The organism is Larkinella sp. C7 (genome assembly GCF_006149005.1).
Lineage (GTDB): Bacteria > Bacteroidota > Bacteroidia > Cytophagales > Spirosomataceae > Larkinella.
The window spans coordinates 521,669-538,110 of sequence record NZ_VBSL01000002.1 but is presented as its reverse complement, the minus strand read 5'-3'; the positions used below and the strand labels follow the sequence as shown (position 1 = coordinate 538,110).

The 16,442-nt window shown below is 53.2% G+C and carries 14 protein-coding genes; 6 read left to right on the top strand and 8 right to left on the bottom strand.

Annotation, left to right across the window (positions count from 1 at the left end):
• Positions 1-35: 35 nt before the first annotated feature.
• From FH871_RS07375 to FH871_RS07345, 7 genes are all read right to left on the bottom strand, one after another.
• A complete protein-coding gene (locus FH871_RS07375; protein ID WP_138990785.1) occupies positions 36-1,226 on the bottom strand; it encodes a S8 family serine peptidase in 1,191 nt (396 codons plus the stop codon).
• Between the two features lie 229 nt (positions 1,227-1,455).
• Positions 1,456-4,110: an ABC transporter permease gene (locus tag FH871_RS07370; protein WP_138990784.1), complete on the bottom strand. Its 2,655-nt coding sequence runs from the start codon at positions 4,108-4,110 to the stop codon at positions 1,456-1,458.
• Positions 4,111-4,213: 103 nt separating this feature from the next.
• Positions 4,214-4,552: a PadR family transcriptional regulator gene (locus tag FH871_RS07365; RefSeq protein ID WP_138990783.1), complete on the bottom strand. Its 339-nt coding sequence runs from the start codon at positions 4,550-4,552 to the stop codon at positions 4,214-4,216.
• Between the two features lie 165 nt (positions 4,553-4,717).
• A complete protein-coding gene (locus tag FH871_RS07360; RefSeq protein WP_138990782.1) occupies positions 4,718-5,647 on the bottom strand; it encodes an aldo/keto reductase in 930 nt (309 codons plus the stop codon).
• Between the two features lie 12 nt (positions 5,648-5,659).
• Positions 5,660-6,409 (bottom strand): SDR family NAD(P)-dependent oxidoreductase, encoded by a 750-nt coding sequence (locus FH871_RS07355; protein ID WP_138990781.1) that lies wholly within the window; start codon positions 6,407-6,409, stop codon positions 5,660-5,662.
• A gap of 172 nt (positions 6,410-6,581) precedes the next feature.
• Entirely contained in the window at positions 6,582-7,910 is a 1,329-nt protein-coding gene (locus FH871_RS07350; RefSeq protein WP_138990780.1) for a sorbosone dehydrogenase family protein, read from the bottom strand.
• A gap of 94 nt (positions 7,911-8,004) precedes the next feature.
• Positions 8,005-8,994, bottom strand: coding sequence for an alpha/beta hydrolase (locus FH871_RS07345; protein ID WP_138990779.1), 990 nt, complete (start codon positions 8,992-8,994; stop codon positions 8,005-8,007).
• A gap of 267 nt (positions 8,995-9,261) precedes the next feature.
• Here FH871_RS07345 and FH871_RS33070 point away from each other — a divergent pair, with 267 nt between their 5' ends.
• Both FH871_RS33070 and FH871_RS07340 read left to right on the top strand, forming a co-directional pair.
• Positions 9,262-9,438 (top strand): hypothetical protein, encoded by a 177-nt coding sequence (locus tag FH871_RS33070; protein ID WP_171062789.1) that lies wholly within the window; start codon positions 9,262-9,264, stop codon positions 9,436-9,438.
• Between the two features lie 82 nt (positions 9,439-9,520).
• Positions 9,521-10,477, top strand: a complete 957-nt coding sequence (locus tag FH871_RS07340; RefSeq protein ID WP_138990778.1) for a sugar phosphate isomerase/epimerase — start codon at positions 9,521-9,523, stop codon at positions 10,475-10,477.
• 115 nt (positions 10,478-10,592) lie between these two features.
• Here FH871_RS07340 and FH871_RS07335 read toward each other — a convergent pair whose 3' ends face one another.
• Complete coding sequence (locus FH871_RS07335) at positions 10,593-11,630, bottom strand: sugar phosphate isomerase/epimerase (RefSeq protein ID WP_138990777.1); 1,038 nt, start codon at positions 11,628-11,630, stop codon at positions 10,593-10,595.
• A gap of 264 nt (positions 11,631-11,894) precedes the next feature.
• On the opposite strand from FH871_RS07335, the gene FH871_RS07330 reads away from it, so the two are divergent.
• The 4 genes from FH871_RS07330 (at position 11,895) to FH871_RS07315 (ending at position 16,405) form a co-directional block, all read left to right on the top strand.
• The gene (locus FH871_RS07330; protein ID WP_138990776.1) at positions 11,895-12,581 is read left to right on the top strand and encodes a response regulator transcription factor; all 687 of its coding nucleotides are present in this window, start codon (positions 11,895-11,897) and stop codon (positions 12,579-12,581) included.
• Between the two features lie 4 nt (positions 12,582-12,585).
• Positions 12,586-13,953 carry an ATP-binding protein gene (locus tag FH871_RS07325; RefSeq protein WP_138990775.1) on the top strand — a complete coding sequence of 456 codons (1,368 nt, stop codon included), beginning with the start codon at positions 12,586-12,588 and terminating at the stop codon, positions 13,951-13,953.
• Positions 13,954-14,061: 108 nt separating this feature from the next.
• Positions 14,062-15,315, top strand: coding sequence for a TolC family protein (locus FH871_RS07320; protein ID WP_138990774.1), 1,254 nt, complete (start codon positions 14,062-14,064; stop codon positions 15,313-15,315).
• Positions 15,316-15,322: 7 nt separating this feature from the next.
• Entirely contained in the window at positions 15,323-16,405 is a 1,083-nt protein-coding gene (locus tag FH871_RS07315; RefSeq protein WP_138990773.1) for an efflux RND transporter periplasmic adaptor subunit, read from the top strand.
• The last annotated feature ends 37 nt before the right edge of the window (positions 16,406-16,442 follow it).

The window sequence follows — 16,442 nt, the reverse complement described above, 5'->3', positions numbered from 1 at the left end:
GCTCATCGCCGGTTTTTTCGTTTGGAAGAATCCATTCAAACCTGGGGCGCACGCACCAGACCTGCCCCCACATCGGTGGGATCAAAACCGGGCTTCAGACCCGTTTCTGTACCCGAACCGATCAGCCGGGCTGTTAGCGTCAGGGGCGTCAGAAAACCGGTTTTCATGATTTTCTCCGCCCACAAAGCCGCCACACCCGCCACGTGGGGTGTCGCCATGCTGGTGCCGCTCATCTGAACAAAACCGCCACCGGGTCGGGCCGACAGAATTTTAACCCCCGGCCCGGAAACATTGGCCCCCGTATTGGAGAATGTTGCCACCGTCAGTCCCTGCGTGCTTTCGCCCAGCGCTGCGACGGAGATGATGCCATCCGACACGGCGGGCGGGCTCACTGAAATCTCAAAATCCGGATTCACATTCCGCTGGCTTTCGTTGCCGGCGGCTGCAATGATGACCGTGGCCTGCGAAAACGAACCTTGTATTTTAATCAAAGCGGCCATCCGCTCGAAAAGCTGGACATTGGCCCGGTAACCTTCCAGCGCGTAGGAAGTGGCCAGTTCCGCGGGGTAGCCCTCGTCGATCAATTGCTTTACAAAACCGGGAAAGTCCATCCCCAGCGACATGGAGATGACATTGGCGCCGTTCTGACCCGCCCACTGAATGGCACTGACGATCTGCTCGCTGGAACCACCGCCGTTTTCGCCGAGAACCTTGCCAATGAGGGCTTTCTGAACACCGGGTGCCACACCGATCCGGATGTTGTCGCTGATGCGGCCAAAAATCGTTCCGGCGCAGTGGGTGCCGTGACCATTCTGGTCGCCGTTGCCTTCGCCCGTAAAATCCTGTTCAATGATCTGGACGCCCGCAAAAGCCGGGTGAGCAGCATCGATGCCCGTATCCAGCACGGCCACAATGACCCCTTCGCCCGTGAACGGTGAGGTGTCGGCGCCCACGGCTTTGACGCCCCAGGCCGTAGTCTGGGCCGCTGGCGTGGCTATATTTTTTTTGCTGACAGGCTCGATCAGTTTCATGGGAATGGCCGGAGCCATCGCCAGAATGTCGGACCGGCGGGTGAGAGCCGATACCTGCCTCCGGTCGATGTCTTCAACTTCGATGGAAAGGCCGGCGGCAACCGCTTCGGCGGAGCGGGGAAATGAGAGTGCGCCCAGAAAGGGATCGCGGGTGGCGGTTTGTGTGGTTCGGAGAATAATGTGTTTTTGTTTCATGAGGGGTAAGGATATAGTTGGAACGGGAGACTGAACCAAATGTAGCGACAGAACGGGTTCGCCAACAGCGTAGTACTACCTGATTTATTCACCGGGGCGATTGATTGAAAACCCGGGAATAAACCGGAAAGCCCCGGCTGGATTGCTATTGCAATTTTCAGCCGGGGCCTGGTTCGTTTTTAATGAGAAACAAGTCAAACCGCTTGTTTCAGGTAGTCTGTTCAGACAATCACTCCGAGCGAAGGGCTTTCACCGGATTCATCAACGCGGCTTTGATGGATTTAAAACCGACGGTCATAAACGCAATCAAAAAGGTGCCAACAATGGCGGAAATAAAGATCTCGACCCCCAGATCGACGCGAAAGATGAAGTTTTTCAGCCAGGCCGTCATCGTGTAATAGGCCACCGGAGCGGCCACAACGAAGGCGATCAGAATGAGTCGCGAAAACTCTTTGGCAAAGATCCAGAGAATCTGGCCCATGCTGCTGCCCAGCACTTTTCGAATCCCGATCTCCTTGGTTTTTTGAGCAGCCATAAACGACACCAAACCGTAGAGACCCAGACAGCCGATGAAAATGGCGATGGCGGCAAAAGCCTGAATCAGCTTGAGCATCAGGTCTTCGGTTGCATAAAAATTGGCAATGTGCTCATCCAGAAATTGATAGTCATATACCTGATCCGGGTGCCGGTCGCTCCACGTTTTTTCCAGAGCAGCCAGTGTGGGTTGAACGGTGGCGCTATTGATTTTCAGGGCATAACTCGCGTACAAATCCGGGGCTGTCGTGATGCAAATGGCGTTGATGTCTTCGTGGAAAGACCGGTCATGAAAATCGGCGATCACCCCCACAATCGTCCCTTTGGTGTTGCCGTCGTTTAAACTCAGGGCTTTCCCAATCACTTCGTCGGATGCTTTCAGACCCAGCTTGCGGGCAAACATTTCATTGACAATAAATTCCTTCGCCGTGTCGGACGGAAACAGGTTGCGACCCGCCACGATTTTCAGTCCAAACATCGGGATATACTGCTCATCGGCGGCTTTGACGCTCACACTAAAGGCTTCATCCTCAGCCCGGTTGTCGTATCTGGGGGAGGTGTTCCAGACGTTGTAGTTCGAAGCCGGGGCCGACTGACAAACCGATACGGTTTGAACGCCCGGTATCTGGGAAAACTGGCTTTTCAGGGTTTTCATCGTCAGCACGTTCGATTCCGTCGCCACCGGCAGCATCACCACGGCGTCTTTGTTAAACCCCAGATCGGATTGCGTCGAAAACCGCATCTGGTTGGTGATCACAATCATGCCAATGATCAGCACTTGCGAAATCGCAAATTGCCCCACGATCAGCGTACGCCGGGTATTGAAACCGCCGATGTTTTGTTGTGAAAGCTTTCCTTTGAGCGCCATAACCGGCTGAAAACCGGCCAGAATCAGTCCGGGGTATGATCCGGCAAAGAACGTAACAACCAATGTCAGCAGGGGAAGAAACAACATAAACTGCCAGTCGGAAATGGAGTTGACGGCGATTTGTACCTTGAACCAGTCATTGATAAAAGGAAGGAGTAACGCGGACGCAATGCAGGCCAACCCAACGGCTACGGTCGTGATTAAACCGGTTTCGGCGATAAACTGCCAGAAAAGTTGCCCGCGAAAACTCCCCAGCACTTTTCGAACGCCCACTTCTTTGGAGCGCTTTAGCGCCTGTGCCGTGGCCAGATTGATGAAATTTACGCAGGCTGTGATGATCAGAAACAGGCCAATACAGCCTAAAACCCACAAATTGGTTTTGGTGATGACTCCGCCATACCGGGCATTAAAGTGTATATCGGCCAGCGGTTGAAGCTTGTAATGGTGAACGTTTTTATTGGTTGGACGGTATTTCTTCACATAAGCGGGCAGAACTTTTTCGACCTCATCGGGCGAGACACCGGGCCGGAGCCGGACAAAACACTGCATGGCACTGTTGATACCGCCCCAGGCATCGTCGCTGGCCAGCCAGTCGTTGTACTGTTTCAGCGTGTTGTACGATACGTAGATTTCGGTTTTTCGGTCGGTGGTGATGGGTAAATCTTTCAATACTCCCGTGACCCTGAAATCAACCTTGTTATCCAGCCGAAACAGTTTGTTCATCGGATAGGCCACGCCAAAGAGCTTTCGGGCCATTTTCTCCGTCACAATGGCGGTATTGGGATCACGCAAGACCGTAGCCCGATCTCCTTTCAGCAGCGGATAGTTAAAAATGTCGAAGAAGTCGGGTTCAGTGAAGGCCACGCCCTCGCTCTCCTTAAACTTGCGGATTTCCGAATCTTCTTTAACCGTCAGCACCACATCCTCGGCGGTGGCAATGCGGGCTACTTTCTCACCAAAAGTATAGTCGTTGCGGAAAACTTTGCCGAGGGGGCTGGGAACGTTGGCGCGGTAGCTGATCGTTTCGCGGTGTTGCTCGGTCACGAAGCGGTAAATGCGGTCGGAATTGGCGTGGAACGTATCGAAACTCAGGTGGTATTTGACCAGCATGAAAATCAGAATGCCGCAGGTCATTCCGAGGGCCAGCCCGGAGACATTGATCGCCGTGTAGCTTTTATTGCGGACCAGGTTTCGAAAAGCAATTTTGAAATAATTACGGATCATTGTGGTATTTGTTGGTTTGGAGTATGCTTCGGGTTTTCGCTTCAAAAAGAACGGGTTCAGGTAATTCAAAACCGCCCGGACGAACGCCCGTCGGGCGTTTGCCAAACCGCCATGCTCTGTCTGCTTGTAAAAAACTTCATGCAGATCGCCCTGCACATCCTCCAGCAGATGAGGTGCCACGAAGTGTTCCAGCAGCCAGTCGGCCCAGCGGGGCGGATGTGGTCCTTCAGTTGAATCCTGTGTTTCGGTGTGTCTCATCGGTTTGAAATATCGAATATCGGACACTGCATATTGAATGATGAAGAGAGGACACCCTACGATATTCTCTATTCAATATGCAGTGTTCGATATTCATTTTTATTTACCCGCCAATCAGTTGAAATTTCCCCGGTGGAATGGCCTGCCAGAGACGACTGCGGACTTCCTGAATGTCGTTCAAGGCCCGAACGCCCGCGTTGGTCAGCGCGAAAAACCGCTTGCGTCGTCCACCCCGTTCAGCGGTGGCCCCCCCCATGAGCGAAGACAGGAACCCTTTCTCTTCTAGGCGGTATAAGGTGGCATGGACGGCACTCATCGTGATCGTTCGTCCGGTTTGCTGCTGGACATCCTCCCAGATGGTAACGCCGTAGGCTTCGGCCGGACAGGCTGCCACCACCAGCAGGACAATTTCTTCAAACTCGCCCAGAAAGGATCTTCGCATGGTCTTACTCCATTCAAACGATTAGTTGTAATTTTGCAAAACAAATAGAATGCCAGAAAGAAAAAGTGGCTTTGGAAGCGATTTGGAGGGTATTGAAGAAGAGGCTCTGTACGATTTCGGACAGAATTTGTCCAGGTGCGGACAGGAAAAGGGCGTGATTTAACGTTACAACCGCTGAAGAAACGCGGCCATTTTTTCGCGCAGGGCTGCATCCGGTTGACGTCCGTGTCCGGCCAGCATGTTATCGGCAGCGTGCCGGGGGTTGCTGGTGCCGGGAATGACGCAGGTAACGGCGGGGTTTGAAACAATAAATTTCAGAAAAAACTGCGCCCAGCTGTTGATCTCGTTTTCGGTCGCCCAGGCTGGTAGTGCCTTCCCTTTCACGAGCGAAAATAACCGCCCTTCGGCAAACGGCTGGTTGATGATCGTTGCAACGCCCTTGTCCCGGGCGACGGGCAATAGCTTTTTTTCGGCATTGCGGGACAGAATCGAGTAGTTGAACTGCACAAAGTCGATGGGAACTTTACGGATGATTTCCGCCAGTTCATCGTGCATCGAATCGGTGTAATGCGTTATACCGATGTAGCGGATTTTGCCGGACGCTTTCCAGGCTTTGAGCGTTTCCAGGTGCGTTTTCCAATCGACCAGGTTGTGAATCTGCATCAGGTCCATCGACGACCGTTTCATTTTCTGCATCGACTCGTCCATCTGTCGAATGCCCGCTTCCCGACCCCGCGTCCAGACTTTCGTAGCGTAAAAAAACTGGTTTTGAATCCCGGAGTCTGCCGTGAGTTTGCCCACGACCTCTTCCGAACGTCCATACATCGGCGACGAATCGATCAGCTTGCCCCCGGCTTGGTGAACGGCTTTCAAAGCCTGCAGCAACGGTTCCTGTTCCGCCGTTCCGGAAACATCGAACGTCTGCCAGGTGCCAATGCCCACGACGGGCAGTTTTTCGTTGCTGGAAGGAATCAGTCGGTTGAGCATGGAAGGAGGAGCTAAAAAACCGGATAAACCGCCCGTTGCCAGCGTTGCGGCCGTAGCCCCAAGCAGCCGGAGGGCATCTCGTCGGGTGTTTCGTTGGTTTTGATCCATCAGTTTCATTCGTTATTGACAAACATACCCACCATCCGCACTCACCAGACTGCCCGTCATAAAGGAATTGTCGTCTGACAACAGGAACGCGACCACCGCGGCAATCTCTTCGGGTTGGCCAATTCGACCCAGGGGCTGGATGGTGTTTAGTGACTCATAAACGCCCGCTTCGCCGACAGAATTGATGGAAGAAAAGTGGGTTACCGCTTTATGGAGCAAAGGCGTGTCGATGGTTCCGGGACAGATGCAGTTGACCCGGATGTTGAACGGGGCATAGTCGATGGCCGTGCTTTTGGTGAGTTGCCCGATCGCACCCTTGGTCAGGCCATAGACTGAACTGCTGGCTTTGCCGGTAAAGGTCTGATCGGAACCCATCAGAACGATGCTTCCCTTCCGCTGCGCTTTCATGTAAGGAAGTACTTCCCGGACGGTATGAAAGGTGCCTTTAATGTTGATGTTGATCAGGTTGTCCAGCTCGTCGTCGGATGTTTGTTCCATCGTAGCGAAAAGGTGGATGCCAGCGTTGGCGAAGAGCATATCGATGCGGTTTTCTTTGGCCACAACAGCCGCCAAACCGTCTTTGATTTCCTGTTTGTTTCGGACATCACACGGGATAAATTCGCCCGGCGTGTCGTCGTCTGTGGGTTTCTGGATGTCGAGGTTATAGACAATTCCACCTTCACGCGCAAGGTGTTCGCGGGTCGCTTTGCCAATGCCGGTGGTGGCGCCGGTAATGACCACTACTTTGCCTTTGAATTTCATGGTACGATGTTAGGAGATTCGTAAAACCGATCGATACCGACTGCCCCGTAAACAAGCGCCGGGACAGTCGGTTAGCAAACGTAGTGCTATCAATCGAAGAATGCTATTGGAATTATCCCAATAATGATCGCATTTGTACCAATCAAGAACAAAACCGTGAAATGGCCTCAGATCAGCGAGTTGCACTGACCCGCCAGATCCGGTTGCCGGCATCGTCGGCCACGAGCAGTGAACCATCGGGCAAAACCGATAAGCCAACCGGGCGACCAAATACGTCCTTGTCATTGGCAATAAAACCGGTCAGAAAATCTTCCGGCTTCCCACTTGGCTTTCCATTTTCAAAGGGTACGAAAATGACTTTGTAACCGGAAAAAGCCGATCGGTTCCAGGAACCGTGCTGACCCACGAACGCACCATTGCGGTATTTCTCCGGGAAAGCGGTTTTATCATAAAACGCCAGCCCCAGCGACGCCGTGTGCGAGCCTACGGCCACATCAGGAACAATCGTTTTTTTGACCAGATCGGGCCGTTCACCCTTCCGGCGCGGGTCTTCGTTCTGTCCAAAATAGGAATAAGGCCAGCCATAGAATGCTCCTTCTTTGACGCTGGTGATGTAGTCGGGCACGAGTTCATCACCCAGCTCGTCGCGTTCGTTCACCGCCGTCCACAGCGTGTTCGTACCGGGCGCCCAGTCCATACCCACCGGATTCCGCAGCCCGCTGGCGTAAATTCGTTCGCCCGATCCATCGGGGTTGATTTCCAGGATGGCCGCCCGTTTCACTTCATGTTCCATGCCGTTCTCGCCCACGTTGCTGCCCGATCCCACCGAAACATAAATCTTGGAACCGTCGGCATTGGCAAGCAGGTTACGCGTCCAGTGGTTGTTGTAACCCCCGGCAGGCAATGGCAGAATCGGCGTTCCTTTGGCGGTTATTTTGGTCTGACCCGGCTCATACGGAAATTTAAGAACGCCGTCGGTATTGGCAACATAGAGCGTGCTGCCGATTAAAACGACCCCAAACGGCTGATTCAGATCCTCCAGAAAGGTTTCGCGAATCTCCGGTTTGCCGTCTTTGTTGGCGTCGCGGAGGAGTGTGATGCGGTTGGCACTTTCACCAACGGCACCGGCTTTGGCCTGTCCACTGACGGCGGCCACCACCTTTTTCACCACGCCTTTCTTTTCGGTTTGCGACTCCACCACCAGCACGTCGCCGTTGGGCAGGACGTAGGTCCGGCGCGGGTTTTTCAAATCGCGGGCGTATTCGGTGACCACAAAACCGTCGGGAGCCTTGGGCATCTGGCCGTCTTTCCAGCCAATCACATTGCTAAAATGCTTGGACGATTCGGACGGTTCCGGCAGATCAGGTGCCTGGGCGGTTTCGGGTTTTTCCGTCGTCGTAGCGGCATTTTCGGCGCTCTCCGTCTTTTTGCTTTGGCCACAGGACAGCAGCAGGCCAGTCAGGAGTAAAGTGTGTGTAAAAAGAATAATCCGGTTGTTCATCGTTGAGAAGAATTAGCAAGTAATCCTGTATCAACCGACTGATCAATGGCTTTGTTTGGGTTATTTTTCGTGCTTCATCTCGGAATAAACCAACTCAACGGGCTTGAAGTTCGGTCACCGGTTGACGGGCGGGTTTGAGACTGGTCTGCAAAAAACGGTTGATGCTGGCCTGCCATTTTGCGTTCTCGTTCATGCAAAACGACTGGTGGGCCGAATTCTCGAAAACCACCAACTGTTTCCGGGAAGTACCTAAATTCTCAAAAATGGCGTCGGTCTCGTGTCGCAGAACCCGGGGGTCTTTCGCGCCCCAGTTGAGCAAAACCGGCATCGTGAGCTGTTTGGCCGACTCCGAGGGTCGGAAGCCAAACACCCACATGCTGCGCTGCATGCCGCCCCACAACGCCAGCAATTCCGACACCGGATGGGCTGGAATGTGCATTGATCGAAGGCGACCCTGAATGGCGTCGTAGAGTGAGGCAAACGGACATTCCAGAATGACGCGCGCCGGTTTCAATCCGTGTTCGGGAATGGCTTTCAGGATCGTGGCGGCTCCCATCGACACACCCCAGAGGATGATGTTTTTCTCGTTTCCTTTCGCCACAAAATCATAAGCGGCTTTCAGATCGTTGGTTTCACGAAAACCGATGGTGCAAATGTTGCCATCAGAATTGCCGTGCGCCCGGAAGTCGAACGACAGGGTGTTGTAGCCCAGTGCGTGAAAATAGTCCGCTTCACAGAGGATTTTCGATTTATTCGACGCGTGACCGTGGCACAAAATTACGGTGCCTTTGGCCTGTTCTGCCGGAATATACCAGCCTTCCAGTCTCTGACCATACTCGTTGGTGAGCCGAATGGTTTCGTAGGGGATTTTTGGGGTATCGCTGACGACCGATTTCTTCAGTTTCAGGCCAAAAAAAGCCGCCTGGATAAGTTCGCTGGTCGAATAGTCTTCGGCTTTCCGCGCCGGAGTTTTGTCCGGATTGTTGTAAAAATACGTGAAACGGGAGGCATGGAATGCCGAAACGATATTCAGCAGAATAAACAGGACGAGCAAAACCAGCCCGATTCGACGCAGCATCAGCATGAGTTACCAGATTAAAACGCAGGAAGAACGCGTAAAACCGTTCATCGTATGGAACAACAAACATACCGATTTTTACAAACAGTTTACCACGGACAGCCTACCGGTTTTATAAACCTGTTCGGCCCGAAAAGGCATAGTGCAATAACCAGACAGATGGGTTTTGATGGGCGAAGTTTTTTATTCTTTCGGGTGTGACAAGTGGTTCATCGCACCGTCATATAGTAACCAAATCGGTCAACACGCAAACACTAAAGTATACAGAAAGCCATGAAAGCCCTACCAATTTTAACCGCACTGCTTTTTATCGCGATTATGATCAACCTGTTTTCGGGCATTGCGGATGGATTCAGCACCAACCGCCAGGCCCTGATCGCGGGTGGTTTAACGGTTCCGGCGGTGGCAGTTCTGCTCGTGTTACTGGTGAAAGCGAAGCAGGCGGAGTAGGGGATTGGTATTTTTCTGAGTCACGACCACCGAGTAGATCAGCCCGCAAAATTCCTTATCGGCACACCTACTCCCTAACGCTATGCCGCTTCTGCTTCAACGACGTGATGTGTTAAAAGGGTTGCTGGCGACCAGTCTGGCTGGTTCGGCGGCTGAAACCAGGGCGGTTTCGCAGGCACCGGCAGGTGCGGTTCCTTATGGCATCCATATTTTTTCAAAACTCCTTCATTTCCTGGATTATACCGAACTGGCAACGGTTGCGTCCGACCTCGGTTTCGATGGCGTCGATCTGACGGTTCGGCCCGATGGCCACGTCGAACCGGCCCGGGTGCAAACCGATTTGCCGAAAGCGGTCGACATCCTCAAAAAGCGCAACCTGAGCGTATCTACGATTACCACCGCCATTACCAAAGCCGATGAGACGGCCCGAACGGTGCTGGAAACCGCCCGTAAGCAGGGCATCCGGTATTACCGCACGGGCTGGCTGGCGTATCCCGCTGACCAACCGATTCGGTCTGTGTTGACCAACTACCGCCAGCAACTTGGCGAACTGGCAAAACTGAATCAGCAACTGAATCTGGCAGGAGCGTATCAAAACCACGCCGGAACCAACTTCGGCTCGGCTACCTGGGATCTGGCTACGGTTCTTACAGAAATCAATAGCCCCCACATGGGAAGTCAGTACGACATTCGTCACGCGACGGTGGAGGGTGGGACGTCCTGGTCGACGGGCTTGCGGATGATTGCCCCGCACATCCGGTTTATCGCCATCAAAGACGTAATCTGGGAGAAAACGGCGGGGAAATGGAAAGCGCAAAGTGTACCCCTGGGACAGGGCATGGTCGATTTTCCGGCTTACTTTGCACTCCTGAAAAAACTAAACGTCCGTGTTCCGATTTCGCTGCACCTGGAGTACCCGCTGGGCGGTGCCGATCAGGGCAAACGAGCCATCACGGTTCCCCGGGAAAAAATCTATCAGGCCATGCAGACGGATTTGCAGACGCTGCGGGGAATGCTGAAATCGGCAGGGTTGGGGTGAAAAAGGGAATGATGAATATCAAATGATGAATATCGAATGTAAAAGTTCCGGAGTTGCAATCACTTTTACATTTAACATTCATCATTTGATATTTAACATGCATTTTTTTAACTCATTAACTCAGTGCATTCCGGCAGAAGTCCATGCATTTCTTCACTTCAGCGACGGCATTGGAGCCCTCCGGGATTTTATACTCCAACTCGACCGTAGCCGGGAAGGTATATTTCTGCTCGCGCATCAGTTTCAAAACCGGCAACAAGGGCGTATCGCCCTGGCCCCAGGGCAAATTTCCTTTCCCATTCGCCGGTAATTGGCGGTCTTTGATGTGCATACTGGAAATCCGGGTGTGTTTCTGCCGGATCAGGCCCAGTGGGTCGGGCTGACCAGCGGCCAGGTAATGGCCCAGATCGAAGTTCATGGCATTGCCGGGGGATTGGGCGAGGGCCGTATCCCAGAACGTGGGCGTTTGCTGTTCATGACCGTGGTAGCCGACCCGCAGACCGTGTTTCTCGGCCATTTTTCCTAATCGCAGGGTATGGGCATCGTTGGCCGGGTGTTCGAGCGTGACCTGATTGGCCCCCAGTGCTTTAGCCGCCCGCATTCCGTAATCGATGTCTGCGTCGGTGTTCTGCATGCCAAACGCGTCGGGCTTGAATCCGTAAATGGTGACACCGGCTGCGTTGTACATCTTGCGAACCTGCTCAAACTTACTCATCGGTGCCGAGAGCCGCCATTTCGCCACTTCTGCCCGGTAGGCTTTCATTTTGGCATCCGCATCCGCCAGCATTTTCTGTTCGTCTTCGGTGAGGGTCTGGTTTTCGCGTCGTTTCCGCATCAATGGGAAAATGGCCCGCATATCGACCGTATTTTTGGGCGCGCCCGCAAACGACTCGGCCGGTCCACCCATCAACTCGATGGCGCTGATGCCGCTGTCCAGGACGTATTGCAGGGTGGCTTCGGCACTTTGGTCGGGCATATCCCGGTACGAATACGTAATGACCCCAACCTGTACGCCGTTGATCAGCGAGTTGGGTTTGTTCAGATTGCGGATCAGGGCCGGTGCGCCAAACAGTTTGGAGGGCGCAACCAGGGCACTGGAAACCAGAGCGGCTGTGGCACCCAGAAACTGACGGCGAGTGGATTGGTTTTCCATCGTTTTAATTCGGTAGATTGGGATGAATAGACTGACGAAAGAGATTACAGTATGAAATAGTCAAAGTAATACTTTTTCAGGTGAATGTACAAGGGTAATAGACGAGTGGGCTCGAAATGTCGACCAATAAACCGTGTGAGCCGACAGGGAAGCGTTTTGGAAAGAGAGAGCGATGGCATTAGAATACCCTTAGAATTTGGATTTCAAGAACCGTCGGGGCGGTTTGTGGTGTTAGTTCGGTACGTATCCTGATTTCAAAGCCGTATGAAAACCATTCTGATCGTTGAAGATGACCGCCGGATTGCCCAGAACATCAGCCGGGGTTTGATGGAGGAGGGGTACCAGACCGAGGTGGCTTACGAAGGCTACAACGGGCGTGATCTGGCGTTGCGGCATCCATTCGATCTAATCATTCTGGACATCAACCTGCCGGGTCTGAATGGCTATGAAATCTGCCGGAATGTCCGGGCCGAAAAACCGCATCTGCCGATCATCATGCTCACGGCCCTGGGTGAAATTGAAGATAAAGTGGAAGGACTGGAACGGGGTGCCGACGATTACCTGGTGAAACCCTTCGATTTCAGGGAGTTGAACGCCCGGATTGCAACCTGTTTCCGGCGGGCGGATCTGATCGATAAAACCGTCGCCGATGAGGTGTTGCGCATCGCGAATCTGGAAATCAATCTATCCACCAAGCAGGTTAAACGCAGCAACACACCCATCGACTTGACCGCCCGGGAGTTCGCCCTGCTCGAATACCTCGTCCGCAACCGGGGCCGGGTCGTATCCAAAATGGACCTGGCGGAAAAAGTCTGGAGTCTCAATTTTGATCCTGGTACGAATGTCGTGGAGGTGTATATCAACTACTTACGAAAAAAAATGGATCGTGATTTCGAGCCGAAATTGATTCACACCCGCGCCGGTATGGGCTACGTTTTAAAAGTGGAGTAAGCAGATGAAGATCAGAAACCGGATCGCGCTTCAGTTTTCGCTCATCGTTGCCACTATTTTGCTGGCCTTTTCGGTCATTATTTACGTCACCACCGCCACCTACAGCCGTGATGATTTCTATGACCGGCTAAAAAGCAAGGCACTCACCACCGCCCGGTTTTTGATTCAGGTCAACGAAGTGGATCATAATCTGCTCAAAATCATCGACCGGAATACGCTCACGGCCCTGTATGACGAAAAAGTGCTGGTGTTCGATGAACAAAACCGCCTGATCTATTCCAGCGTCGACGACCACATTATTCACTACCAACGGGGATTGCTCGATGAGGTCAGGCAAGTCAAAGAGGTTGAAACCTGGAGTGACGACAACCAACTGGCCGGGATTTTATACGAAGAAGGCGGGCGAAAACTGGTGGTGCTGGCGTCGGCCAATGATCGCGTCGGGCAGAATAAACAGAAAAACCTCCGCATCACGTTGATCTGGGGTTTGTTGGGGGGGATTAGTCTGACCATCGGCCTGGGCATTTTCTTCGCCGGGCAATCGCTGCGGCCCATTGACGAGATCAACACCCAGGTTTCGACCATTACCGCCCGGAATCTCCGACAACGGCTTGATGAGGGTGACCGCCAAGACGAAATCGATCAGTTGGCGGTCAATTTCAACGCCGTGCTGGGGCGACTTGAGCAGGCATTCGAACAGCAGCGCAGCTTCGTTTCCCACGCATCTCACGAACTCCGGACGCCCCTGGCGGCCCTCAAATCCGAAATTCAACTGGGCCTGCTTCGGAGGCTAACGGCCAATGAATATGAAACCATTCTGACCAATTTGCTATCGGATGCCGACCGCCTTATTGGTTTGACCAACAGCCTGCTGTTTCTGGCCCGAACGCTCGAAAACATCAGCCAGATGCCGCTGGCCCCGGTGCAGATGGAGGAAGTCGTATTGCTGGCCCGGGATGAACTGCTGAGTGCCAAGCCCCAGTACCGTGTTGAATTCGATTACGATAATCTGCCCGAATCGGAAACCGAAACCACCGTGTCGGGAAATGAAGAATTGCTGAAGCGGGTTTTGCTGAACCTGATGGACAACGCCTGCAAATATTCCGCGGATCATACCGCCCATGTCCGACTCGGTACCGATGCCCGTTCGTGCTGGGTCCGTGTCCGCGACGAGGGAATCGGCTTATCGCCGGAGGAAACCGAGTTGATCTTTGAGCCGTTTTATCGTTCTGCCAATGCCGCTGGTTATGAAGGGTTTGGGATTGGACTCTCCATTTGTCAGCGGATTCTGGAGCTGCATCAGGGCACCATCGCCGTGGAAAGCCGCCTGAATGAAGGGAGTCAGTTTACCATCCAGATCACTCATCTTTGAGTTTCTAATTTTTTTTTAACGGCTCTTTAACTTTTTTCTAATTCGCTTCTAACAGACTTCTAACTTCTCTCGGCAAACCTTGCATCGGCATTGTGAGAACCGAATGGAATGCGAATTTTAGCTGTTTTTAGTGCGTGTTGCCTGTTTTCTCTGATCGGACAGGCGCAGGACACCTTGCGACTGAGCCGCCGACAGGCCGATAGTCTGTTTCTGAAAAATAACCTGTTGCTGCTGGCGGGCCGGTTTCGAATCGAAGCCGGGCAGGCAGACATTATTCAGGCCAGTCTATACGACAACCCGACGGCTTTTCTTGAAATCAGTGCCTACAATACGGAGCGGAGCCGGGTGCTGGACGTGGGTCGGCAGGGGCAGAAAATCATTTCGGTGCAGCAGCTTCTCTACACCGCCGGGAAACGGAACAAACGCATTTCATTGGCGCAGGAATCGGCCCGGCTGAACAACTACGAGTTTGCCGATTTGCTGCGCTCGCTCCGGTTTGAACTTCGAAGCCGCTTTTTCGATCTCTACTTTCAGCAGGAAACCCTCGCCCGCTACGACCGTCAGATTACCACCTTACAGGGAACCGTTGCGGCTTTTGAGCAACAATTCGACAAAAATAACGTGTCGTTGCGCGAGCTGCTCCGGCTGAAGGCCCTGCTGTTTCAACTCAACAACGACCGGCTGGAAATCCGGCTTCGCCAGACCGAAAACCAGCAGTTTTTGCGGACGTTGCTTTCAGTCGATCAGCCCATTCTGCCACTGGTCAACGAAGCCCAGCTCCAGCAATACCGCTTTCCCAACCAGCCGGTCGACTCCCTGCGAAGCCGGGCGCTGCAGAACCGGCCGGATGTGCTTGCCAACCAGTCGCTGACCCGGCAGTCGGAACTGAATTATACGTTGCAAAAGGCGCTGGCGGTGCCGGATTTGCGCGTTGGCGGAACGTATGATCAGGCAGGGAGCTATATTCCGCATTACCTCGGCGTTTCGGTGGCGATGGATCTGCCGTTTCTGAACCGCAACCAGGGGGCCATCAAAGCCGCCCGCAGCCAGATCGACTACCAGAAACAGATTCAAAATCAGAAGGCCGTGCAGGTGAACAACGAAGTGCTGGCGGCTTTGCAGAAAGTCCAGGAAGTCGAGCGGACGGTCCAGTCGGTCGAATCGCGGTTTTCGGAACAATTCGAGCTGTTGAACCAGGGTCTGTTTGCCAATTTTCAGAAGCGCAACATCTCCCTGCTGGAGTTTATCGACCTCATCGAGACCTACAACGAAAGCACCAAAGAACTGAACCGGCTCAAAGCCGACCGCATCAGTGCATATGAAGAACTGAATTACGTCGTGGGAGAGGAGCTTTTTAACTAAAAACAGGATGAACAAACTCGTTAGCGGTCTATTGCTGGGAACACTGGGGCTGGCGACGGCCTGCCATCAGAAGGTGGAAGAAAGCGAGGCAAAGGCCTTTATGATGTCGGATACGATGATGAATCGCATCCACCTGGAAACGGTTCTGAACCAGCCGGTCCGGAGTGAGCTGACGTTGGTGGGAAAGGTGGCCGCCGACGAAAACAAGGTGATCAAGGTATTTCCGCTGGTTGGGGGCGTGGTGGAAGAGGTGGATGTGGAACTGGGCGACTTCGTGAAAAAAGGGCAGCAGCTGGCCGTGATCCGGTCGGGTGAGGTGGCGGATTTTGAGCGACAAATGATTCAGGCCCAGTCGGATCTGCTGCTGGCGCAGAAAAATCTGAGTGTAGCCGAAGACCTCTTCGAGAGCAAACTGAACGCCCAGCGGGAAGTGGTTTCGGCGAAGAAAGACGTAGAAACCGCCCAGGCCGAACTCAGCCGGGTCAAGGAAATCTTTCGAATTTATGGCCTGGGCAAAACGCCAACCTACGTGGTCCGGGCGCCGATCGACGGTTTTGTGATTGAGAAAAACGTCAACCGGGACATGCAACTTCGCTCCGACAACGCCGACAACCTGTTCACCGTCGGTCAGATCAGCGACGTCTGGGTGCTGGCCAACGTCAACGAAAGCGACATTGGCCGGGTGAAAGCCGGGATGTCGGCCAACGTGCAAACGCTGAGTTATCCCGATCAGCAATTTCACGGGAAAGTCGATAAAATTTTCAGCGTACTCGACCCCGGAACCAAGGCCATGACCATTCGTATCCGGCTTAAAAACGGAAATATGAAACTCAAACCGGAAATGCACGCGACGGTGGCCCTGCGGTTCGACGACGGCGCCAACATGGCAACGGTGCCTTCCACGGCGGTTATTTTCGACAATTCAAAATACTACGTCATGGTGTTCCGAAGCCGCTCCGACATCGAAACCCGGGAAGTTCAGGTCCACAAATTTCTGGGCGATATTGCCTACATCCGCTCCGGTCTGAAAACCGGTGAACAGGTAATCTCAAAAAATCAGTTGCTGGTTTACGACGCGCTCAACGATTGAGTGAAGGAGTGAATAAATCTCAATCTCTGAATGCCGA